The organism is Lentibacillus halodurans (assembly GCF_900112045.1).
In the GTDB taxonomy this organism is placed as follows: Bacteria; Bacillota; Bacilli; order Bacillales; family Amphibacillaceae; genus Lentibacillus; species Lentibacillus halodurans.
In genome coordinates this window covers 356,735-378,308 of the sequence record NZ_FOJW01000001.1, presented here as the reverse complement: position 1 = coordinate 378,308, position 21,574 = coordinate 356,735, and the positions used below count along the sequence as shown (strand labels likewise).

Sequence of the window (21,574 nt, the reverse complement as noted above, 5' to 3'; positions counted from 1 at the left end):
CCGCAAACGGGGGCAAACTCCCCATAAATGTCCGATGCTGTTCAACTAACATTCAGTGGGGGAAAAAGCGCCCACTGAATGAAGTTTCACTTTATGATGCTACATCCATTTAATTTTCGGCTCGGTTTTATTTTTAATCCGTTTGATATTTTCCCGGTGACGGTAGAATACAAAAATGGATAAAACTGCTGTTACAATAACCAGTCCCCAATCACGAAAAATAAGCGACACTATCACTGCAATGATACCAGTAATCATCGATGACAGGGAAACATATTTGGAAAAATATAATGTCATGATAAATGAGGCGACCATGACAACAAATAATACAGGATTAATACCTAAAATGATCCCGCCTGATGTGGCTACGGCTTTACCGCCATTGAATTTTGCGAATAATGGATACGTATGACCCAAAACCGCAAATAATCCTATTGCCAATCGAAATACCTCCACATCAAAAAACAAAGGAAGCACTGTGGCGATCGTCCCTTTTAAGATATCTGCCAAAGTGACAATAATGCCGGCTTTTACACCCAAAATCCGGAATGTATTGGTGGCCCCAAGATTGCCGCTTCCATGTTCGCGAATATCAATATGATACCCCAGTTTTCCGACGATAACGCCGGACGGAATGGATCCTAATAAATAAGCTATAATAGCAAATACTACAAATTCCATCATGCTTCCCACTTTCCAGTATGATTTTTCGGTCTTTATTCCATTTTAGCATGAAGTGGTACTTCAAAGAACCTTAATTAATGGTTATTCGTAAATAAAGATTGTAAAATGGCTGTAAGATGTATTAACTAAAGTGGAGAATTCTGTCGGAAAGGGAGAAGCGTATGATTGAATTTAGGGATGTAACGAAAGTTTATCCTGATGGGACCGAGGCGGTTAAAGACTTCTCATTAAAAATTAATGATGGTGAATTGGTTACACTAATCGGGCCAAGCGGCTGTGGAAAAACAACTACGATGAAAATGGTCAACCGTTTAACCGAACCTACGTCAGGAATCATTTACATAAATGATATCGACATCAATGATTATAATATTCACGAACTGCGCTGGAATATAGGCTATGTTCTTCAGGAAATCGCACTATTTCCACATATGACCATTGAAGAAAATATAGCGGTCGTCCCGGAAATGAAAAAATGGAAGCGGAAAGGAATTCGGGAAAGAACTAAAGAACTGCTTGATATGGTAGGACTCGACCCATCCGTATACAGACAGCGGATGCCTATTGAACTTTCGGGAGGAGAACAGCAGCGGATTGGTGTGATCCGTGCTCTGGCAGCTAATCCTGACATTATTTTAATGGATGAGCCATTCAGTTCCCTTGACCCGATCAGCCGTGATCAACTGCAGCGGGATATCAGACAGCTACAGCGGGAAATCAGGAAAACGATTGTCTTTGTGACACATGATATGGACGAGGCATTGGCACTCGGCGATAAAGTTTGTCTGATGAAAAAGGGCAGGATTATTCAAGTTGATACACCTCAGCAGCTTATACTGAACCCGCAATCACAGTTTGTGAAGGAATTTATCGGCGAGCGCAAATCACCGTGGCAGACAGCGATCGATGTCATAGCAGACCAATCAGAATCCAATATCATAACGGAATCAGACTATCAAGACAATAACTTTCCGAAACAGGGAACATTCTTCGTTAAAGATCGGGAAAATAGATTTGCCGGAACTGTCCTTAATGGACAAAAGATAAACAATTTGATAACACTTGAAAACGATATGCCGCTATATAAGGCAACCGAAATATTGCAAGGCAGCAATCAGCATGTGTTTCCGGTATTAAAAAATGACAAGCTTGTCTGTACATTGACCTATAGAGACATCGTATCATACTTGAAGCGTGAAACAGGGATGAAAGACGGGGTGAATCAGTAATGGATGAATTTATTTCCGTTTTTCAAAACAGACAGGGGATGCTGCTGGAAACGATCTGGGAACATTTGCAGATTTCATTGCTATCACTCATTATTGCGATCATCATTGCAGTTCCGCTAGGTCTTGTGCTTACCAGGTATCAGCGGGTTGCCGAACCCATCATTGGTTTAACTGCTATCATGCAAACCATTCCGAGTCTGGCTGTTTTGGCATTTCTGATACCATTCTTTGGCATAGGGACAACACCCGCGATTATAGCATTGACTGTGTACGGCTTATTGCCGATTTTGCGAAATACATATACAGGCATTCAAGAAGTGGAACCGGCTTTAAAGGAAGCAGCTACCGGGATGGGCATGAATTCGTTTAAACGATTGACCAAAGTAGAACTCCCGATTGCCATGCCTGTTATTATGGCAGGTATCCGTACGTCCATGGTGCTGATTGTAGGCACAACGACCATTGCTGCATTAATTGGTGCCGGTGGTTTAGGAGAACTCATTCTGCTGGGGATTGACCGTGGAGCTGATCTGAATTTAATTTTACTTGGCGCCGTTCCTGCAGCATTATTGGCTATTTTGCTGGATTTTATTTTACGCGGATTTGAACGAGTTTCCAGACGGGCAGGATTCAAATCTTTTGCAGCAATGCTCATCATAGCTGTTTTAATAGTCGCTTCACCATTCTTCTTTTCATCGGCAAAACAGGCTGACCTGACGATCGGCGGGAAGCTTGGATCTGAACCAGCTATTTTAATCAATATGTATAAACTTTTGATTGAAGAAGAAACAGATCTGACGGTTGAACTTGAACCGGGATTGGGTAAAACCGCTTTTGTTTTCAGTGCCCTGAAAAATGGCAGTATCGATATTTATCCTGAATTCACCGGAACAGCTATGGTCACACATTTGGAGCAGGAAACAAACAGCAATGAAAAAAGTGACGTATACGAGCAGGCGAGACGAGGAATGAAGGAACAATATGGTATGATGATGTTAGAACCGATGACATTCAACAACACATATGCTGTCGTGACAAAAGAAAATTTGGCACAAGCATATGATCTGCAAACAATCGGCGATTTAAAGCGGGCAGAGGATGAGGTTACTGCTGGTTTCACACTGGAATTTAAAGATCGGTATGACGGCTATGCTGGTATGCAGGATGTGTATCATTTGGATATTGACAATGTCCAGACAATGGAACCGGGAATTCGCCAGGAAGCATTGGCAAATGATGAAGTGGATGTTATAGATGCTTATGCAACAGATAGTTACATGGTTGAAATGGACTTGGTAACATTGGATGACCCTGAAAATTTATTTCCGCCATATCAGGGAGCTCCGCTACTGCGTGAGGATACATTAGAAGAACATCCGGAACTGGCTGACATATTAAATCAGCTTGGTGGCAGTATAACTGATGAAGAGATGCGTCAGATGAATTATGCGGTTGATTTTGAAGACAGCGATCCGGTTGATGTTGCCCGGGAATACCTGACAGAGCACGGCCTTATCGAAAACTAAAGGAGGGTGTAGGATGACATGGGAAAATCCGTCAAATGAAACGATTAAGGAAATGTTAGAGTCAGCTGATACAATAGCTGTTGTAGGTTTATCGGCTAATCCCGAAAGAACGTCGTACCAAATTTCAAAAATGATGCAGGATAAGGGATACAGAATTATTCCGGTAAATCCGACAATTGATGAGGTATTGGGTGAAAAATCTTATGATTCCCTGACAGAAGTAGAGGAGCATATTGATATCATCAATGTGTTCCGGCGATCCGAATTTTTACCTGGAGTTGCTGAAGAAGCAGCACAAACTGATTGCCGTGTCTTTTGGGCACAACAGGGGCTTGTGAGTCAAGAAGCATATGATTATTTGAAGGAGCAGGATTTTACTGTCATAATGGATATGTGTATCAAAGTTGCGCACGCTGTACTCCTGCAGAAAACAAACTAGGGATTGAATGGCCTCTCAGGTCATTCTTTTTTTGTACTTACATGAAATTATAGTATACTAATAAGCGTGCATTATGGTTATATAGGTTCAATCCGGGCAAAAAACTGAAGTTATTTTACATTTGCAAACGTTTGTTCCATTATTGAAATAATCGTGGATAAACATGTATCCTAAGAAGGAAAGAGAGGAGTCGGGCTGCATGGCTAAAGAGTCTTTACAATATACAGATGATTCCATTCAAGTACTGGAAGGTCTTGATGCGGTAAGAAAAAGACCCGGAATGTATATCGGCAGTACTGATCAGCGCGGGCTGCATCATTTGGTGTTTGAGATCGTTGACAATGCTGTTGATGAGGCATTGGCAGGGTATGGATCTGTTATTAAAGTAACCATACATCAGGATAATAGTATTTCGGTTGAAGATACTGGCAGAGGTATACCAACAGGTCAGCATAAAAGTGGCAGGCCAACAACTGAAGTCATTTTTACGGTACTGCATGCGGGTGGGAAGTTTGGGCAAGGCGGCTATAAAACAAGCGGTGGTCTGCATGGGGTAGGCGCATCTGTTGTTAATGGTCTGTCCGAATGGCTGGAAGTAACCATTTTCCGTAATGGCCACAAATATCATCAGCGATTTGAAAATGGCGGAAAACCTGTCAGTTCCCTGGATAAAATTGGCAAAACCAATAAAAAAGGAACGGTTATTCATTTTAAACCGGATCCTGATATATTTACGACGATCGTTTATAATTTTGAGACATTATCCGAACGGTTAAGAGAAGCAGCATTTTTGTTAAAAGGATTAAAAATTGAATTAACGGATGAACGGGACCAATTAAAAGAAGAATATCAATTCCCGGACGGACTGAAATCGTTTGTTACGTATCTGAATGAAGAGAAAGATGCATTGCATCCTGTTGTGTCTTTTGAAGGAGAGCAGGAGGGAATTGAAGTTGACTTTGCTTTTCAATTTAACGATGGATTCGCCGAAAGCATCCTGTCTTTTGTGAATCACGTGCGGACAAAGGATGGAGGAACGCATGAATCCGGTGCACGGACTGCGATAACCAGAGTTTTCAATGATTATGCCAGGAAAAATACATACTTAAAAGAAAAGGATAAAAATCTGGAAGGATCAGATATACGAGAGGGCTTTACAGCAATCGTATCGGTTCGTATTCCCGAAGAAATGCTGCAATTTGAGGGACAAACAAAAGGTAAGCTGGGAACAACGGAAGCACGATCCGTTGTCGATGCCGTTGTATCTGAAAAACTTTCCTATTTTTTGGAGGAGAATCCGGATGCTGCCGGAATGTTGATTCGTAAAGCAATTAAGGCTAAAGAAGCTCGTGAGGCCGCACGAAAAGCAAGGGAAGAATCAAGATCAGGGAAAAAGAAGAAGCGGAAAGATACATTATTGAGCGGCAAACTGACGCCTGCACAATCAAAAAACCCGAAACAAAATGAACTGTATTTGGTGGAGGGGGATTCTGCCGGTGGATCTGCCAAGCAGGGACGCGACCGTAAATTCCAGGCAATTTTGCCTTTGCGCGGCAAAGTCATCAATACCGAAAAAGCCAAGATTCAGGACATATTAAAGAATGAAGAGATTTCCACGATTATTCATACAATCGGTGCGGGTGTCGGGGGCGATTTTGACTTAAAAGATGCGCAGTATGATAAGATTGTCATTATGACTGATGCAGACACAGACGGTGCCCATATTCAGGTGTTGCTTTTGACCTTTTTTTACCGGTATATGCGCCCGCTCGTTGAAGCTGGAATGGTTTATATTGCCCTGCCGCCTCTTTATAAAATATCAAAAGGGAAAGGCCAAAAAGAAAAAACCGTTTATGCATGGAATGATGATGAAATGAAAAAAGCCATTGAAGAATTCAAAAATGGTTATATTATTCAGCGTTATAAAGGTCTTGGTGAAATGAATGCCGACCAGCTGTGGGAAACAACCATGGATCCGGAAACAAGAACGCTGATCCGGGTTACAATTGAGGATCTTGCCCGCGCTGAAAGACGGGTGACTACCTTAATGGGTGACAAAGTGGAACCGCGAAGAAAATGGATTGAAGGAAACGTTAAATTCGGGATGGCGGATGATGCAAACATACTGGAAAATGATAAAATTCATTCGTAACAAAAAACATATTCGGAAAAGCGACGCAGCAGTTATAGAGGGGGGATTGGCTTGGCAGATGCTGAAAATTATTTGGATCTTCCACTTGAAGAAGTTCTGGGTGATCGTTTTGGAAGATACAGTAAATATATTATTCAGGAACGGGCGCTGCCGGATGCACGCGACGGCTTGAAGCCTGTTCAGCGCAGGATTTTATATGCCATGAATGAAGAAAAAAATACACACGACAAAAATTTCCGCAAATCAGCTAAAACAGTTGGTACGGTTATCGGGAATTACCATCCGCACGGGGACAGTTCAGTGTACGATGCGATGGTCCGGTTAAGCCAGGATTGGAAAGTTCGCAGTAGCTTGGTGGAAATGCATGGAAATAACGGCAGCATTGACGGGGATCCACCTGCAGCAATGCGTTATACTGAAGCAAGGCTATCAAGTATTGCTTCTGAAATGCTTCGCGATATTGGGAAAGAAACAGTCGATTTCATACCGAATTTTGATGATACAATCACCGAACCAGTTGTATTACCTGCGAAATATCCGAATTTGCTTGTGAATGGATCGACAGGGATTTCGGCTGGATATGCAACCGATATACCACCACATAACCTGGCGGAAGTGATTGATGCTGTCATCATGAAAATTGATAAACCGTCAACGACCGTGGATAAATTAATGGAAGTTATGAGCGGTCCCGACTTTCCAACGGGCGGAATCATTCAGGGTATTGATGGTATCCGGAAAGCCTATGAAACCGGGAAAGGAAAGATTGTTGTCCGTGGCAAGGCAGCTGTTGAGGATATCCGTGGTGGCCGGCAGCAAATTGTAATCGATGAAATTCCGTATGATGTCAATAAAGCACATATGGTTAAAAAAATTGATGAACTGCGTATCGACCGCAAAGTGGAAGGAATTGCAGAAGTCAGGGATGAAACAGATCGTACCGGGCTGCGGGTAGTGATTGAACTGAAAAAAGAGGCCAACAGTGAGGGTATTTTAAATTATTTATATAAAAATACAGACCTGCAAGTGACGTATAATTTCAACATGGTGGCGATCCAGGATAAAACGCCTAAACTTTTGTCATTACCTCAGATTCTGGATTCATATATAACGCATCAGAAAGAAGTCGTAACAAGGCAGACGGTTTATGATTTAAATAAAGCGAAAGACCGTGCTCATATTGTGGAAGGTTTGATAAAAGCGGTTTCGATTTTGGATGAACTAATCGGGACAATCCGTGCATCCAAGGATAAACAGGATGCCAAACAACGTATCATTGCCAAATATGAATTTTCAGAAGCACAGTCTGAAGCCATTGTCATGCTGCAATTATACAGGCTGACAAATACTGATGTTACTTCACTGGAGCAAGAAGCTGAGGAATTAAAAAAGCGAATTAACGAATATGAAACATTGCTGTCGAGTGAAAATAAACTCTTGCAGCATATTAAAAAAGAATTAAGACAAATAAAGAAATCCTTTGCTGATAAACGGAGAACTGTAATAGAAAATGATATTGAGGAGTTAACGTTTAACATCGAAGTAACCGTGGCAAGTGAAGATGTTGTCGTATCGGCAACAAAAGACGGGTATGTCAAACGCACGAGTACTCGATCATATAGTGCATCCAACGGTGAAGATCCAGGGATGAAAGAAGACGATCATTTAGTTGGTTTATTTGAACTGAACACAACTGATCACATCCTTTTGTTTACGAATAAAGGGCAATATATTTACCTTCCTGTTCATGAATTGCCGGACATCAGGTGGAAAGATATCGGACATCATATTTCAAATCTTGTCTCGATCGGCAAAGATGAACTTATCATCCAAAGCATCCCGGTGCGCACGTTTGAAGACGGGGAGTACCTTGTCTTCTTTACGAGAAATGGTATGGTCAAACGAAGTGAACTGTCCTTGTATAAGGCCCAGCGTTATTCGAAAGCATTGATTGCCCTGAACCTCAAAGGTGATGATGAGGTTATGAATGTATTCCAGACAAACGGACATTGTGATGTATTTATAGCCTCGAATAAAGGATTTGGCTTATGGTATCACGAATCGGAAATATCGATTGTCGGGCAGAGAGCGGCAGGTGTAAAAGCCATAAAGCTAAAAGCGGATGAACACGTTGTTAGTGGACAAGTATTCGACGAGCTGGCTGAACCATCTATAGTGGTGGTGACACAGCGTGGTGCCGCTAAACGGATGAAACTGAACGAATTTGAGAAATCAAGCCGTGCCAACAGAGGATTAATCATGCTTCGTGAATTAAAAACGAAAGCACATCGAATTAAAGGGCTCTATACCATTCATGAGCATGATACAATCTATTTCCGGACAAGCAAAGGGGAAAAACACAGTATATTCCCGCTTGAATTGTCAACGAGTGACCGCTATAGCAACGGCTCATTTGTCATTGACAGTGATAATCAGGGAGAGGTTACAGAAGTATGGAAAGAGCCGGTCTATGATAAGCCTTTTGAGGAATGATGGATGGCAGCAGACAGTTTCAGGTCTGCTGCCTCTTCTCAGTCTTCTGCAAATCAAAATTCCCATTGTGTTTTCAGAAAAATATGATATAGTATAACTATATATTTGAAAGGGGGGTTCAGAACGGATTTACGAAAAAAAATTATAGAAGAAGCCTTAGTTTTGTTTGAGAGATACGGTTTTCATGGTGTCACCGTGAATCAGATTGTTGATAAAACAGGGACGTCCAAGGGAGGTTTTTATCATCATTTTACTTCCAAGGATGAATTGCTTTTTGTCATTCATGATGAATTTATTACGTACGCATTAGAAAAGGCAACCATTGCAAACGAAACATATGATGATCCGATAAAAAAACTGCAGGCTATCATAAAGGACTTTGTTAAAACATTCGGCCTTTACAAACCACACATTTCAGTTTTTTATCAGGAAAATATTTATTTGAAACCTGAATATGAAATACGTATTAAGAAAAAACGGGACCAGTTTAAACAAATTATGATGAATGCTTTAAGTGAAGGTAAAGAAGCTGGTGAATTCCGTGATGATGTACCGGTTGATATAACAGCAATGGCAATTTTGGGAATGGTAAACTGGACGTATAAATGGTATCAATCATCCGGAACGAAATCAATTGATGAGATCGGTTCTATTTATGTTGATTTAATATTACACGCTGTATTGAAACCGGATTCATTCCTGGAGAATACATATCAGGAACTGCTGCTCAGCAGTGTTAAGAGGGATTTTAATGTGTAGTATTTTTTTATTCTTGCATACAGACCAACCAGTCGGTCTTATTGGTTTCTACTATTACAAGGGGGTTTGAGATGAATTTTGAACTGACAAAAGAACAGGCAATGATACAGGAAATGGTACGTGATTTTGCTCAAAAAACCATTCAGCCAAGAGCCATCGAAATCGATAAAGAGGCAGCGTTTCCGCTTGATATTTTTGAACAAATGGGGGATCTTGGGTTATTGGGAATTCCTTTTCCTGAAGAATACGGCGGATCGGGCGGTGACACATTATCCTATGCCATTGCTGTGGAGGAGGTCGGCAGAGTTTGCGGCAGTACCGGTCTAAGCTTTGCAGCAACCGTTTCCCTCGGCGCAAGTCCGATCTATTATTTTGGAACAGAACAACAGAAGAAAAAGTTTTTGACACCGATGGCAGAAGGGAAAGAATTGGGCTCGTTCGGGCTAACAGAACCGAATGCTGGATCGGATGCGGGGGGGACGAAGACAACAGCAGTAGAAGATGGTGGCGATTATATCATAAATGGCGAAAAATGTTTCATCACCAATGCTGGCTATGCTAAAACAATTATTGTAACCGCTGTTACAGGAAAAAATGATAATGGGAAGAACATCATTTCAGCAATTATTGTTCCTGCTGACTCGGAGGGGCTTACCATAACGAATAATTACGACAAGATGGGTGTCCGCGGATCTGATACAGCAGAAATTGTTCTGGATGATGTACGCGTTCCGAAAGAAAACTTACTGGGTGATCCACAAAAAGGGTTTAAACAATTTCTGTACACATTGGACGGCGGGCGAATATCGATTGCTGCCTTAGGCTTGGGAATTGCCCAGGCATCACTTGATAAGGCACTCCATTATGCAAAAGAACGCAAACAATTCGGAAAGCCGATCGCCGATTTCCAGGCGATTCAATTCAAGCTTGCTGATATGGCGATGGAAGTGGAGCTTGCGCGAAATATGGTTTATAAAGCTGCATGGCTGAAGGATCATGATAAGCCTTTTTCAAAAGAAGCAGCATATGCCAAATTGTATGCAACAGAATCAGCATCCCGCGCGGCGAACCAGTCCATCCAGATTCACGGCGGTTACGGTTATATGCGCGAATATGAAGTGGAGCGATATTTGCGTGATGCAAAACTGCTTGAAATAGGGGAAGGCACATCTGAGGTACAGCGACTGGTGATCGCAAGACAATTAGGCTGCTGAATAACGGACTGTTCATAAAGACCGATGGATTCAGCGTACTATGTTACTAGAGGCTTTTTGAACAACAGTCAAAATTAAATAAGGGGAGAAAATTCATGACACTGCTAAATTTAACAGTAGGTGAGCTGCTGGAAAAGCAAATGAATTTGTATCCGCATCATGAAGCGGTTGTCTATCCGGAATTGAATTTGCGCAAAACGTATCATGAATTCGACGAGATGGTCAACCAGGCAGCAAAAGGATTTATGTCTTTGGGAATTGAAAAAGGGGAAAATGTTGCCATTTGGGCAGATAATAAGCCTGAGTGGATCACGTCACAATTTGCAACGGGCAAAATGGGGGCAGTGCTCGTTACCGTCAACACCAATTATCAGGCAAACGAACTTGAATATCTGTTAAAACAATCAGAATCGACAACATTGATTTTAGCAGAATCATATAAAGGAACATCATATCTTGATATTTTAAAACAGGTCTGTCCGGAATTTGAGCAGGCTGAAAAAGGCCATTTAAAGTCGGAGAAGCTTCCTTTTCTGAAAAACATCATCGTATTGAGTGATGATGATTATTCAAACACCTATACCTGGAACGAAATGATAGAAAAAGGCAGAACTGTTTCGGATCACGAATTGGAAGCAAGGAAACAGACACTACACCATAAGGACGTCATTAACATGCAGTATACGTCCGGAACAACCGGATTCCCGAAAGGTGTTATGCTGACACACCATAACATTGTCAATAATGGCAATCAGATTGCAGACTGTATGAAACTCATTCATGAAGACCGTCTTTGCATCCCAGTTCCATTTTTTCATTGTTTTGGGTGTGTGCTGGGAATTCTTGCAGCCGTTTCAAAAGGTACGACAATGGTCCTGTTAGAACAATTTGAGGCTGAAAAGGTGATGAAAGCTGTATCAGATGAAAAATGTACCGCCTTACATGGTGTACCGACCATGTTTATCGCAGAATTAAATCATCCCAATTTTTCAAATTATGATTTTTCCCATTTGCGGACAGGGATTATGGCAGGATCAACGTGTCCAATCGAAGTCATGAATGATGTCATGAACAAAATGGGGGCAAGCGAAATCACGATTGCTTATGGACAGACGGAATCATCGCCTGTTATTACACAGACGAGAACAGATGACCCGGTTGAACTGAGGGCAACGACTGTCGGCAAAATCCATCCAAACGTAGAAGTCAAAATTATTGTACCGGGCACAAATGATGAACAATCAGCAGGAGAACCGGGTGAACTGTGCACCAAAGGATATCATGTTATGAAAGGCTACTATAACAATCAGGAAGCTACAGATGAAGCCATCGACAGTGATGGATGGCTGCACACCGGAGATCTTGCCGTGATGTATGAGAACGGATACATCAAAATTACCGGCCGTATGAAAGATATGATCATTCGTGGCGGTGAAAATATTTATCCACGTGAAATCGAGGAGTTTCTCTATCAGCATCCGGATGTTCTCGATGTTCAAGTGGTAGGAATTCCGGATGAAAAATATGGGGAAGAGGTCATGGCCTGGATTATTCCAAAAGATCAGACAGATATATCGGAAGAAGATATTAAATCATTTTGTGAAGGTAACATTTCCTTGCACAAAATTCCAAAATACATTCAATTTACGGATGAATATCCAATGACGGCAAGCGGCAAAATCCAGAAATTTAAATTAAGAGAATATGCCATTGAGCAAGTAAGTCAATAGGGGGATTCGATGATCACAAAAATATTGATCGCCAATCGGGGAGAAATTGCGGCAAGGGTTATCCGAACATGCCAGAAACTGAGCATTAAAACGGTAGCAGTGTATTCAGAGGCAGACCAGAAAGCACCGTTCGTATCAATGGCAGACGAAAGCTTTTTATTGGGACCGCCTCGTGTTCAGGACAGTTACCTGAATATCGAAAAAATCATTTCGATTGCCGAGGAGTCCAATGTTGATGCCATTCACCCCGGTTACGGTTTTTTAAGTGAGAACGGGGCTTTTGCTGAAAAATGTGAGGAAGCCGGGATCCGGTTTATTGGACCTTCCGCAAAGGTCATGGAAAAAATGGGCAGTAAAATCGCTGCCAGAAAAGCAATGCAGGAGGCAGACGTTCCTGTCGTACCTGGAACAGATGGAGCAGTGAAATCGTCTGATGAAGCGATAGAGTTTGCCCGCGAAATTGGTTATCCAATCATGCTTAAGGCTTCTGCAGGCGGCGGTGGCATCGGTATGCAGGCTGTCCAATCCGACGAAGAACTGATCAAAGCATTTGAAAGCAACGCCAAACGTGCTAAAACTTTTTTCGGTGATGGTGCCATGTTTATGGAGAAAAAATTGGATTTCGCGCGGCATATTGAAATACAACTGTTAGCAGACAACTATGGCAATGTCATTCATTTATTCGAGCGGGAGTGTTCCATCCAGCGACGCAATCAAAAAGTCATTGAGGAGGCGCCGTCACCATTCCTGTCCGGACAGACGCGAAAGCAAATGGGAGAAGCTGCTGTAACTGCGGCAAAGGCACTTGGATATACCGGTGCAGGAACCATTGAATTTCTGGTGGATGATCAGGAAAACTTTTATTTTCTTGAGATGAATACACGAATACAGGTTGAACACCCGGTAACAGAAGAGATAACCGGAGTGGATATTGTCGAACAGCAAATATTCATAGCAGAAGGAAAGGAGCTTTCGAGCAGCCAATCAGAAGTCAACATGAACGGTCATGCGATTGAAGCACGAATTTATGCAGAAGATCCGGAAACCTTTTTCCCTTCGCCTGGGCATATCTCAGCTTTTCAACTTCCAGAGGGCGAATATATCCGTAATGAAGTTGCTGTAGCACAAAATGATGATGTCACACCCTTCTATGATCCGATGATTGGCAAGCTGATTGTAAAAGGGTCTAACCGGAGAGAAGCTATTTCAATGTTAAAAGAAGCTTTATTAACCTATAAGGTAGAGGGGATTAAGACGAATATCCCGATGCTGCAAAAAATTGCTGGCCACGAAGCATTTGAAAGCGGCAACACTACAACAGCATTTATTGAAAACTATTATTTGCCAATAACTAAAACTAAATAGGAGGTCATTATAATGACAGAAGTAAAAGCATCAATGGCAGGAAGTGTATGGAAAATCACAGTCAGTGAAGGTGAAAAAGTGTCATCCGATCAGGACGTTGTCATCCTGGAATCGATGAAGATGGAAATACCGATTGCTGCTGAAGCGGATGGTGCCATTAAGGAACTGAAGATTGCAGAAGGTGACTTTGTTAATGAAGGAGACATTATTGCCATCATTGAATAGTTAACCTTATCCATTTCAGTTCGCATTGGAATGTGGTTGGATGGGTTAAACACACTGGAAAGGAGAATGATCGTGACGGCACTTATAGACTATCAAACAATGGACGATCATATTGCCATTTTAACGTTGAATCGGCCGGAAGCGATGAACGCATTGTCAAAAGGACTGCTTGATGAGTTGAATGAATACATCCGGAAGATAAATGCTGACAGCAACATCCGGTGTACAATCATTACAGGCTCCAGCAAAAAAGCTTTCTGTGCCGGAGCGGATCTTAAGGAACGAAAAGGCATGACGGAAGAACAAGTAATTGAAGCTGTCAGTTACATCGGAAACACTGTTACAAACATTGAAAATATGAAAATGCCTGTCATAGCAGCAGTCAATGGCGCTGCTTTTGGCGGGGGATTGGAGCTTTCGCTTGCTTGTGATATAAGGATTGCTGCTGAGAGTGCAAAACTGGGACTAACTGAAACGTCACTGGCTATTATCCCCGGGGCTGGCGGAACCCAGCGGCTGACCCGGTTAATTGGATCAGGGCAAGCTAAACGTCTTATTTTCACTGCAAAACCTGTAACATCAGACGAGGCATTAACGTTAGGTATGATTGAACACATGACGTCATCGGAAAACTTGTTACAGGAAGCGATTGAGACAGCGCAGGCCATTGTCCGTAATGGCCCTGTAGCACTTCGTCAGGCAAAGGCGGCGATTAATCAAGGTTCCCAGACTGATATGACGACTGGTTTATCCATCGAGTATTTACGCTACAAAGAAACAGTCTCAACAGAAGACAGACTTGAAGGACTGCAGGCATTTACAGAAAAGCGAAAACCTGTCTACCAGGGAAAGTAACCGAAGCAGGGAGGACGAAAGATGACCTACACTGAAGATCTCAAAGAGCGGATAGATAACATAAAAAAAGGCGGACAGGAAAAATACCACCAAAAAAATGAAGAAAAAGGGAAAATGTTTGTCCGCAAACGGCTTGAACTGTTATTCGATGACGATATGGATATAGAAGATGCTTTTTTTGCCAATAGCATGGACGAGGATTTGCCGTCTGATGGTGTTGTTACAGGGGTCGGACAGATCAATGACCAGGATGTATGTGTAATGGCCAACGATTCCACTGTGAAAGCCGGTTCTTGGGGAAAAAGAACAGTTGAAAAGATCATTCGTATTCAGGAAACTGCAGCAAAATTGGAAATTCCGATGTTGTACCTGGTGGATTCAGCAGGCGCCCGCATTACGGATCAGGTTGAAATGTTTCCGGGACGGCGCGGAGCAGGTCGTATTTTTCATAATCAGATTAAGCTGTCAGGTCGTGTGCCACAAGTTTGTTTGCTTTTTGGCCCTTCAGCAGCAGGTGGTGCTTACATACCGGCATTCTGTGATATTGTCGTCATGGTTGAGGGGAATGCCTCCATGTATCTGGGATCACCACGAATGGCTGAAAAAGTAATCGGTGAAAAAGTAACCCTGGAGGAAATGGGCGGTGCCAACATGCATTGTTCAGTATCAGGTGTTGGTGATGTATTGGCAACATCCGAGGAAGAAGCCATTACCTATACACGGAGCTATCTAGCTTATTTTCCGGCAAATTTCAGGAACAAGCCTGCTTTAGTTGAACCGAAAAATGTTAAAGGCTTTGAAAAATCGATAACAGACCTTATTCCGGAAAATCAGAATACCCCATTCAATATGTATGATCTTATTGAACGGATTATTGATGAAGATAGTTTTTGTGAGATTAAAAAGAAATTCGCCCCGGAACTGATTACCGGACTGGGCAGAATAAACGGAAAGTCTGTCGGAATAATTGCCAACCAGCCACGGATGAAAGGCGGGGTGCTGTTTCCTGATTCGGCGGATAAAGCAGCCAAATTCATTCAATTATGTGATGCATTCAATATTCCGTTACTATTCCTGATGGATATTCCTGGATTTATGATTGGGACAAAGGTTGAACAAGCAGGCATTATCCGCCACGGTGCGAAAATGCTGGCTGCAATGAGTGAAGCGACCGTTCCGAAAATATCTGTTGTTGTGCGCAAAGCTTATGGTGCCGGTCTGTATGCCATGGCGGGTCCTGCGTTTGAACCGGACGCCTGTCTGGCATTGCCAACAGCGCAAATTGCCGTGATGGGGCCTGAAGCTGCCGTCAATGCTGTCTATGCCAATAAAATAGCCGAATTGCCGGAAGAAGAACGACCGGCATTTATAAAGCAAAAACAGGAAGAATATAAAGATAACATTGATATCTACCATTTGGCTTCGGAAATGGTTGTTGATGCAATTGTTGATCCCGATCTATTAAGAGAGGATTTAGTCAAGCGTTACAAGATTTATGAAGTGAAAAATACAACCTTCACAGAGCGAAAGCACGGTGTATATCCTGTTTAGTATCAGAACCCTTGGTAGGCAAAATAAGTACCAAGGGTTCATTAATTGACCATAACTTTATTATGTAAACTAATGATAAATTTTACTAACTCCATCACTGAATATGATCGTATAAAGATGGAAATGATTGTTAATGTTTATGATATACTTTGGTATGAATCGATTTTATAAAATGTAACATCCAGGTAATATTTGAGTACACTTATAATTAACGAGGTGACAACGATGAAAATAAATGACTTTATGATTACGGACGTGATTTCGGTTCAAAAGAATATCAAAATCAAAGAACTGCTCAGGACACTGGTGAAATATAAAATTGGCGGTGTGCCTGTCGTCGATGAAAATAACCGTTTGCGTGGCATGATCAGTGACGGTGACGTTATCCGTTATCTGCAGCCCAATGGCCGAACCATTTATGATGCTTTTTCAATGGTATTCGTAAATAAACAGGAAGATTTCAAACAAAAAATTGAATCAAGCATTGATCATCATTCAGAAAAAATTATGAAAAAAAATGTTTACACCGTTAATCCCGATGATCACATGGAAGAGGCTTTATCCATATTTTCCAATTACCATTTCAAAAAAATCCCGGTCGTTGATCACGAAACTAAAGTAGTCGGTGTCATTAGCCGCGGGGATATTATCCGCTTCATTTCGACTAACCTCATCTCAAAGACTGATGAATGATCATTGATTTTCAAACTTGTTCGACGCATCCAGTGCAGCTTTGATATAATAGATATGATACGTTGTGAAGTGTTTTATATGGAAGGGACAAGGAAATCGTGATCATAACTGAAACGAAATCATCTCAAATTAATGACAAGCATATTACCGCCCTTTATGGGACAATGCTCGAAAACGGTGACAATACACGTGCTGAGAAGCTTTTGCAAATCTATGAAAAATGGAAAGATCAGGAACTTATGATCAGCTTTGCCGGTCATTTTTCTGCCGGCAAGTCATCCATGATCAATCATCTGCTGGGAAAGTCGATCCTGCCAAAAAGCCCGATACCAACCAGTGCGAATGTGGTTAAAATAAAATCCGGAAAAGGTGCTGCACGTATTTACTTAGATAATGGAGCCCTGCTGGAATATGAAGAACCATATAATATCGATATGATCAAAGCGTACGCGACAAATAAAGCGAGCATTCAGGAAATCGAGATTCATACAACGGAAGCTGATTTGCCGGATGGCTGCACCATTATTGATACACCTGGAATTGATGCCGCAGATGATGCAGATCGGCTGATTACGGAATCATCATTGCATCTAGTGGATACGCTTGTTTATGTCATGGACTATAATCATGTCCAATCAGAGGTTAACCTACATTTCCTGAAAAAAGTACAAGATTACAAGCTTCCTTTTTATGTGATCATTAATCAGGTCGATAAACATGATGAACAAGAACTGGCTTTTCAAGACTTCACACAAAAAATACATCAAACGTTTGATCAATGGGGAATTTTTCCGGAGATTATCTATTATTCTTCTTTAATAAACTGTTATGCACCACATAATCAAATAGACGACATTAAAATGAAGCTATTTTCCATGATGAACACGGCAAAGTATGCTTTATTGAATATTGGACGGTCTGTTAACCAGGTTGTCAAGGAGCATAAGGAATATTTGCAGCAGCTTTACGAGGAGGAAGCAGCGGATGCAGGACTGCAAAATGATAAGGATATACTAGACGTTATGACTCGGTTAGATGAGCTGCATGCTGATATCGCTCATTTAAACAGCATCCCGGATAGAGCGGAAGAAGATTTTCACAAAGCTTTAAATGCCACCTTGAAAAATGCTTACTTAATGCCGGCAGATTTGCGCGATACGGCACAGTGGTTTTTAGAATCACAGCAGCGTGATTTTAAAGTCGGGTTATTGGCGTCCAAGAAAAGAACAGCGGAAGAACGCCATAAACGAAGAACAAAATTTGTACAAGACTTGCAGCCAAACATTGAAGCAGCGATACAATGGAAGCTTCGCGACAAATTGCTCCATTTGCTGCACGTATATAAGGTGCATGACCAGGAATTAACACGGAAAATACAAAATATGTCAATTACGTACGATGCCAGTTCGCTGACAGCATTAATCAAACCGGGTGCAAAAGTGAACGGGGATTATGTTCTGCATTATACGAATGATGTCAGTGCTGATGTGAAACAAAAGTTTAAGCAGGAAGCATTGTACTTGTGGGATGCGATTTATAAAAAAATAGCGGAAAATACAGCAAACGAATTGTCTGCGTATACGTCTGAACGGGATCAGTTAGAACAAGTTTATCATCAGCAAAAAATACATGAACAGCTAATGAATGACTTGCACGGAAAAATTCAACAGATAGACAATATGTTAACAGATCCTGAACCTGAATCATATGGATGGGATTTAATTGATGAAGCATTGACAGCAAAACATGAGCCAGTCAGACAGTCAGTTGAACCTTTACCTGTTCAGAAAAACAATGAACCTGCCAGTGTAAAAAGGAGTGATCAGGTAACGGAAAAATCATCATTGCCGGTTGATCACATTTTAGCTGATCTGGCGAAGACAATCGAAACCATTTCAGACTTGCCCGGATTTCAATCACTGACAAATGATTTGACACGAAAATATGACCGGTTGGATAACCGGACATACACCATTGCTTTATTTGGGGCGTTCAGTGCAGGGAAATCATCATTTGCCAATGCTTTAATGGGGGAAAAGGTTTTACCAGCGGCACCGAACCCGACAACAGCTGCCATAAACCGCATTAATCCGGTCACAGAGGCGTATGAACATGGTACGGTTGTTGCTAAATTGAAAGATGAAGCATCGCTGGTCGATGACGTGAAATCACTGATTAGTCCATTCTCTCCGGAAACCGAGGATCTTGGTCTATTACTGGACTGGATCATGGAACATAGCATTCTTCAGCATGATCAATTGCCTGAAACGCACCAAGCATACTTGACTGCTATTTTACAAGGGTATCATCATAACAGGGCTAAAATTGGTCAGGAAATAACAATTGATCTCAACGAATTTACTGATTATGTGACAGATGAAACGAAAGCTTGTTATCTGGAGTCCGTTGATCTCTATTATGATTGTTCTGTAACAAGGAAAGGAATTACACTAGTCGACACACCTGGTGCTGACTCGATAAACGCCAGGCATACCAATGTCGCTTTTGATTACATGAAACATGCGGATGCGATTTTTTATGTCACCTACTACAATCATGCTTTTTCACGGGCTGATAAAGACTTTTTGATACAGCTAGGAAGAGTAAAAGACGCCTTTCAGCTGGACAAAATGTTTTTTATCATGAATGCTTCCGATCTTGCGGAAAATGATGCAGAACGTCATATGGTGCAGCAGTATATACAAGAGGAGTTAACGGCTTTAGGCATCCGTTTTCCAAGGCTTTTTCCAGTATCCAGTAAACAATCGCTTGATGACAAACGGAACAATAAGGTATTGAACGATCAAATGAAGGATTTTGAAGGTGCTTTTGATTATTTTATCCATGATGAGTTGGCATCGATGACCATTCAGTCAGCTGTCCGGGACATTCAGCGAACGAGGCAGGCTTTACATCATTATCAGGATTCGATCAAACTCAATGCGGCCGAAAAAGAGCGTGTTCGTACGGAATTATTGGAAAAGCAGACTTTCCTGAAACAGTTGACCGCTGAAATGGATACTGATATCTATCAACAGAAAATCATCCAAAAATTGGAAAAACAATTATATTACGTACTTGAACGCCTGTCGATTCGTTTTCATGATTTATTTAAAGAAACGTTTAATCCGACGACCATAACAGGTTCAGGCAAGCAAGCTCAGCAGCAATTGGCGGACTGTTTAAGGAATTTGCTGGATTATGCCGGCTATGAGCTACTGCAGGAATTGCGGGCGGTATCCCTCCGAATCGAATCGTTTATTGATGATTTGAAAGAAGAGGTTTATCTTGATTATACAAATAAAAGCACTCATATTGATGATGCATTTTTGCTCCCTGACTTTGAAGCATCAGAGCTGACGACACCCGACTATGAACAGGCATTTTTAAATCTTGATGTTCGGATGTTTGAGAAAGAACTGAAACAATTTAACGGGACAAGAGCATTTTTTGCTAAAAACGAAAAGGAAATTATGAAAGAAAGACTATTAAATCACCTTTACCCCTTTGCCGAACATTACATTGCTGAAAACAAGAAAAAGATGGGGGAATCTTATCATAATCAGTGGAATGGTATGTTAGATACAATCAAACGATTTATCAATCAAAATATAGAAAACTACATTGAAAATCAGCTGGATATGATAAGTGATCAGGCGATTGATGTGCAGACGTTAAATGAAAAACATGACATACTCGTTTCGATACTAATTAAATATGAGGAGATGAACCTATCATGACGGCAAAACAGCATACGATTATGCTGGTGGATGGCATGGCGCTGCTTTTTCGTGGATTCTTTGCCACAGCATTTCGGGGAAATTTCATGAAGACGAGTAATGGGATCCCGACCAATGGTGTCTATCAATTTATGCGATACTTTCTGGATGCAGCAGACAAATTTGAGCCAACACATGTTGTTTGCTGCTGGGACATGGGGAGCAAGACGTTCCGGACTGATCTATACGATGGCTATAAGGCAAATCGTTCTAACCCGCCGGAAGAATTGATTCCACAATTCGATCTTGTCAAGGAAGTTGTGGAAGCTTTTGATATTCCTAACATAGGTTTGGAAAATTATGAAGCGGATGATTGTATTGGTACGCTGGCAAGGCAATATGCCAAACATCATGATGTTCTGATTTTAACCGGTGACCAGGATATTTTACAGCTTGTTGATGATGGCATCCGTGTAGCCATTATGCGCAAAGGAATCGGGAATTATGATATTTTTAAACAAGATACGTTTGTCGGGCAGAAGGGTATCCACCCAAGGCAAATCGTGGACTTAAAAGGATTAATGGGGGATACCTCGGATAATTATCCAGGTGTTAAAGGAATTGGTCAAAAAACAGCCTTAAAGCTGATTCAGGAATATGAAACGATTGATCAAATTCTTGATAATATGGACAAGCTTCCAAATGGTGTCCGGAAGAAAATTAGGGAAAACATGGATATGCTGCATTTATCAAGAAAACTCGCTGAAATCAGATGTGATATTTCAGTCGAGTGCATGCTGGATGACGCTTTATTTCATTATGATAAACAGATGGCGGAGGACAAGTTGGCCGATTTGGAGTTTGATCATTTAATGAAGTTGCTCCATTAATAAATGGAAGCCATCTTGATATGAGTTCCATTTTTCAATATGATACTCGC

At 41.5% G+C, this 21,574-nt stretch carries 16 protein-coding genes; 15 read left to right on the top strand and 1 reads right to left on the bottom strand.

Features of this window, described 5'->3' with window-relative positions; all coding sequences use genetic code 11:
• Nucleotides 1–99 precede the first annotated feature (99 nt).
• Complete coding sequence (plsY, locus tag BM195_RS01990; protein WP_090232791.1) at nt 100–681, bottom strand: glycerol-3-phosphate 1-O-acyltransferase PlsY; 582 nt, start codon at nt 679–681, stop codon at nt 100–102.
• 164 nt (nt 682–845) lie between these two features.
• Between plsY and BM195_RS01985 the strand changes: the two genes are divergently transcribed.
• The 15 genes from BM195_RS01985 to BM195_RS01915 all read left to right on the top strand — a co-directional run bounded on the left by BM195_RS01985 (nt 846) and on the right by BM195_RS01915 (nt 21,524).
• On the top strand, nt 846–1,913 hold the full coding sequence (locus BM195_RS01985) for an ABC transporter ATP-binding protein (RefSeq protein ID WP_090232789.1): 1,068 nt from the start codon (nt 846–848) through the stop codon (nt 1,911–1,913).
• Entirely contained in the window at nt 1,913–3,439 is a 1,527-nt protein-coding gene (locus BM195_RS01980; RefSeq protein ID WP_090232787.1) for an ABC transporter permease/substrate-binding protein, read from the top strand. Before BM195_RS01985 ends, BM195_RS01980 begins: the two co-directional genes overlap by 1 nt.
• Nucleotides 3,440–3,452: 13 nt before the next feature.
• Complete coding sequence (locus BM195_RS01975; protein WP_090232784.1) at nt 3,453–3,878, top strand: CoA-binding protein; 426 nt, start codon at nt 3,453–3,455, stop codon at nt 3,876–3,878.
• Nucleotides 3,879–4,077: 199 nt separating this feature from the next.
• Nucleotides 4,078–6,030, top strand: coding sequence for a DNA topoisomerase IV subunit B (parE, locus tag BM195_RS01970; RefSeq protein ID WP_090232781.1), 1,953 nt, complete (start codon nt 4,078–4,080; stop codon nt 6,028–6,030).
• A gap of 51 nt (nt 6,031–6,081) precedes the next feature.
• Nucleotides 6,082–8,523, top strand: coding sequence for a DNA topoisomerase IV subunit A (parC, locus tag BM195_RS01965; protein WP_090232778.1), 2,442 nt, complete (start codon nt 6,082–6,084; stop codon nt 8,521–8,523).
• A 105-nt stretch (nt 8,524–8,628) separates the two neighbouring features.
• Nucleotides 8,629–9,282 carry a TetR/AcrR family transcriptional regulator gene (locus tag BM195_RS01960; protein WP_280141228.1) on the top strand — a complete coding sequence of 218 codons (654 nt, stop codon included), beginning with the start codon at nt 8,629–8,631 and terminating at the stop codon, nt 9,280–9,282.
• A 71-nt stretch (nt 9,283–9,353) separates the two neighbouring features.
• Complete coding sequence (locus tag BM195_RS01955; protein WP_090232771.1) at nt 9,354–10,496, top strand: acyl-CoA dehydrogenase family protein; 1,143 nt, start codon at nt 9,354–9,356, stop codon at nt 10,494–10,496.
• Nucleotides 10,497–10,591: 95 nt separating this feature from the next.
• Nucleotides 10,592–12,226: an AMP-binding protein gene (locus tag BM195_RS01950; protein ID WP_090232767.1), complete on the top strand. Its 1,635-nt coding sequence runs from the start codon at nt 10,592–10,594 to the stop codon at nt 12,224–12,226.
• Nucleotides 12,227–12,235: 9 nt separating this feature from the next.
• The gene (locus BM195_RS01945) at nt 12,236–13,591 is read left to right on the top strand and encodes an acetyl-CoA carboxylase biotin carboxylase subunit (RefSeq protein ID WP_090232764.1); all 1,356 of its coding nucleotides are present in this window, start codon (nt 12,236–12,238) and stop codon (nt 13,589–13,591) included.
• Nucleotides 13,592–13,603: 12 nt separating this feature from the next.
• Nucleotides 13,604–13,816 carry an acetyl-CoA carboxylase biotin carboxyl carrier protein subunit gene (locus BM195_RS01940; protein ID WP_090232761.1) on the top strand — a complete coding sequence of 71 codons (213 nt, stop codon included), beginning with the start codon at nt 13,604–13,606 and terminating at the stop codon, nt 13,814–13,816.
• A 66-nt stretch (nt 13,817–13,882) separates the two neighbouring features.
• The gene (locus tag BM195_RS01935) at nt 13,883–14,671 is read left to right on the top strand and encodes an enoyl-CoA hydratase (protein ID WP_170848118.1); all 789 of its coding nucleotides are present in this window, start codon (nt 13,883–13,885) and stop codon (nt 14,669–14,671) included.
• A 21-nt stretch (nt 14,672–14,692) separates the two neighbouring features.
• Nucleotides 14,693–16,222 carry an acyl-CoA carboxylase subunit beta gene (locus BM195_RS01930; RefSeq protein WP_090232755.1) on the top strand — a complete coding sequence of 510 codons (1,530 nt, stop codon included), beginning with the start codon at nt 14,693–14,695 and terminating at the stop codon, nt 16,220–16,222.
• Between the two features lie 225 nt (nt 16,223–16,447).
• Nucleotides 16,448–16,915 (top strand): CBS domain-containing protein, encoded by a 468-nt coding sequence (locus BM195_RS01925; RefSeq protein WP_090232753.1) that lies wholly within the window; start codon nt 16,448–16,450, stop codon nt 16,913–16,915.
• A 98-nt stretch (nt 16,916–17,013) separates the two neighbouring features.
• Complete coding sequence (locus BM195_RS01920) at nt 17,014–20,655, top strand: dynamin family protein (RefSeq protein ID WP_090232751.1); 3,642 nt, start codon at nt 17,014–17,016, stop codon at nt 20,653–20,655.
• Nucleotides 20,652–21,524, top strand: a complete 873-nt coding sequence (locus BM195_RS01915; protein WP_090232748.1) for a 5'-3' exonuclease — start codon at nt 20,652–20,654, stop codon at nt 21,522–21,524. The genes BM195_RS01920 and BM195_RS01915 overlap by 4 nt, the downstream gene beginning before the upstream one ends.
• Nucleotides 21,525–21,574 lie beyond the last annotated feature (50 nt).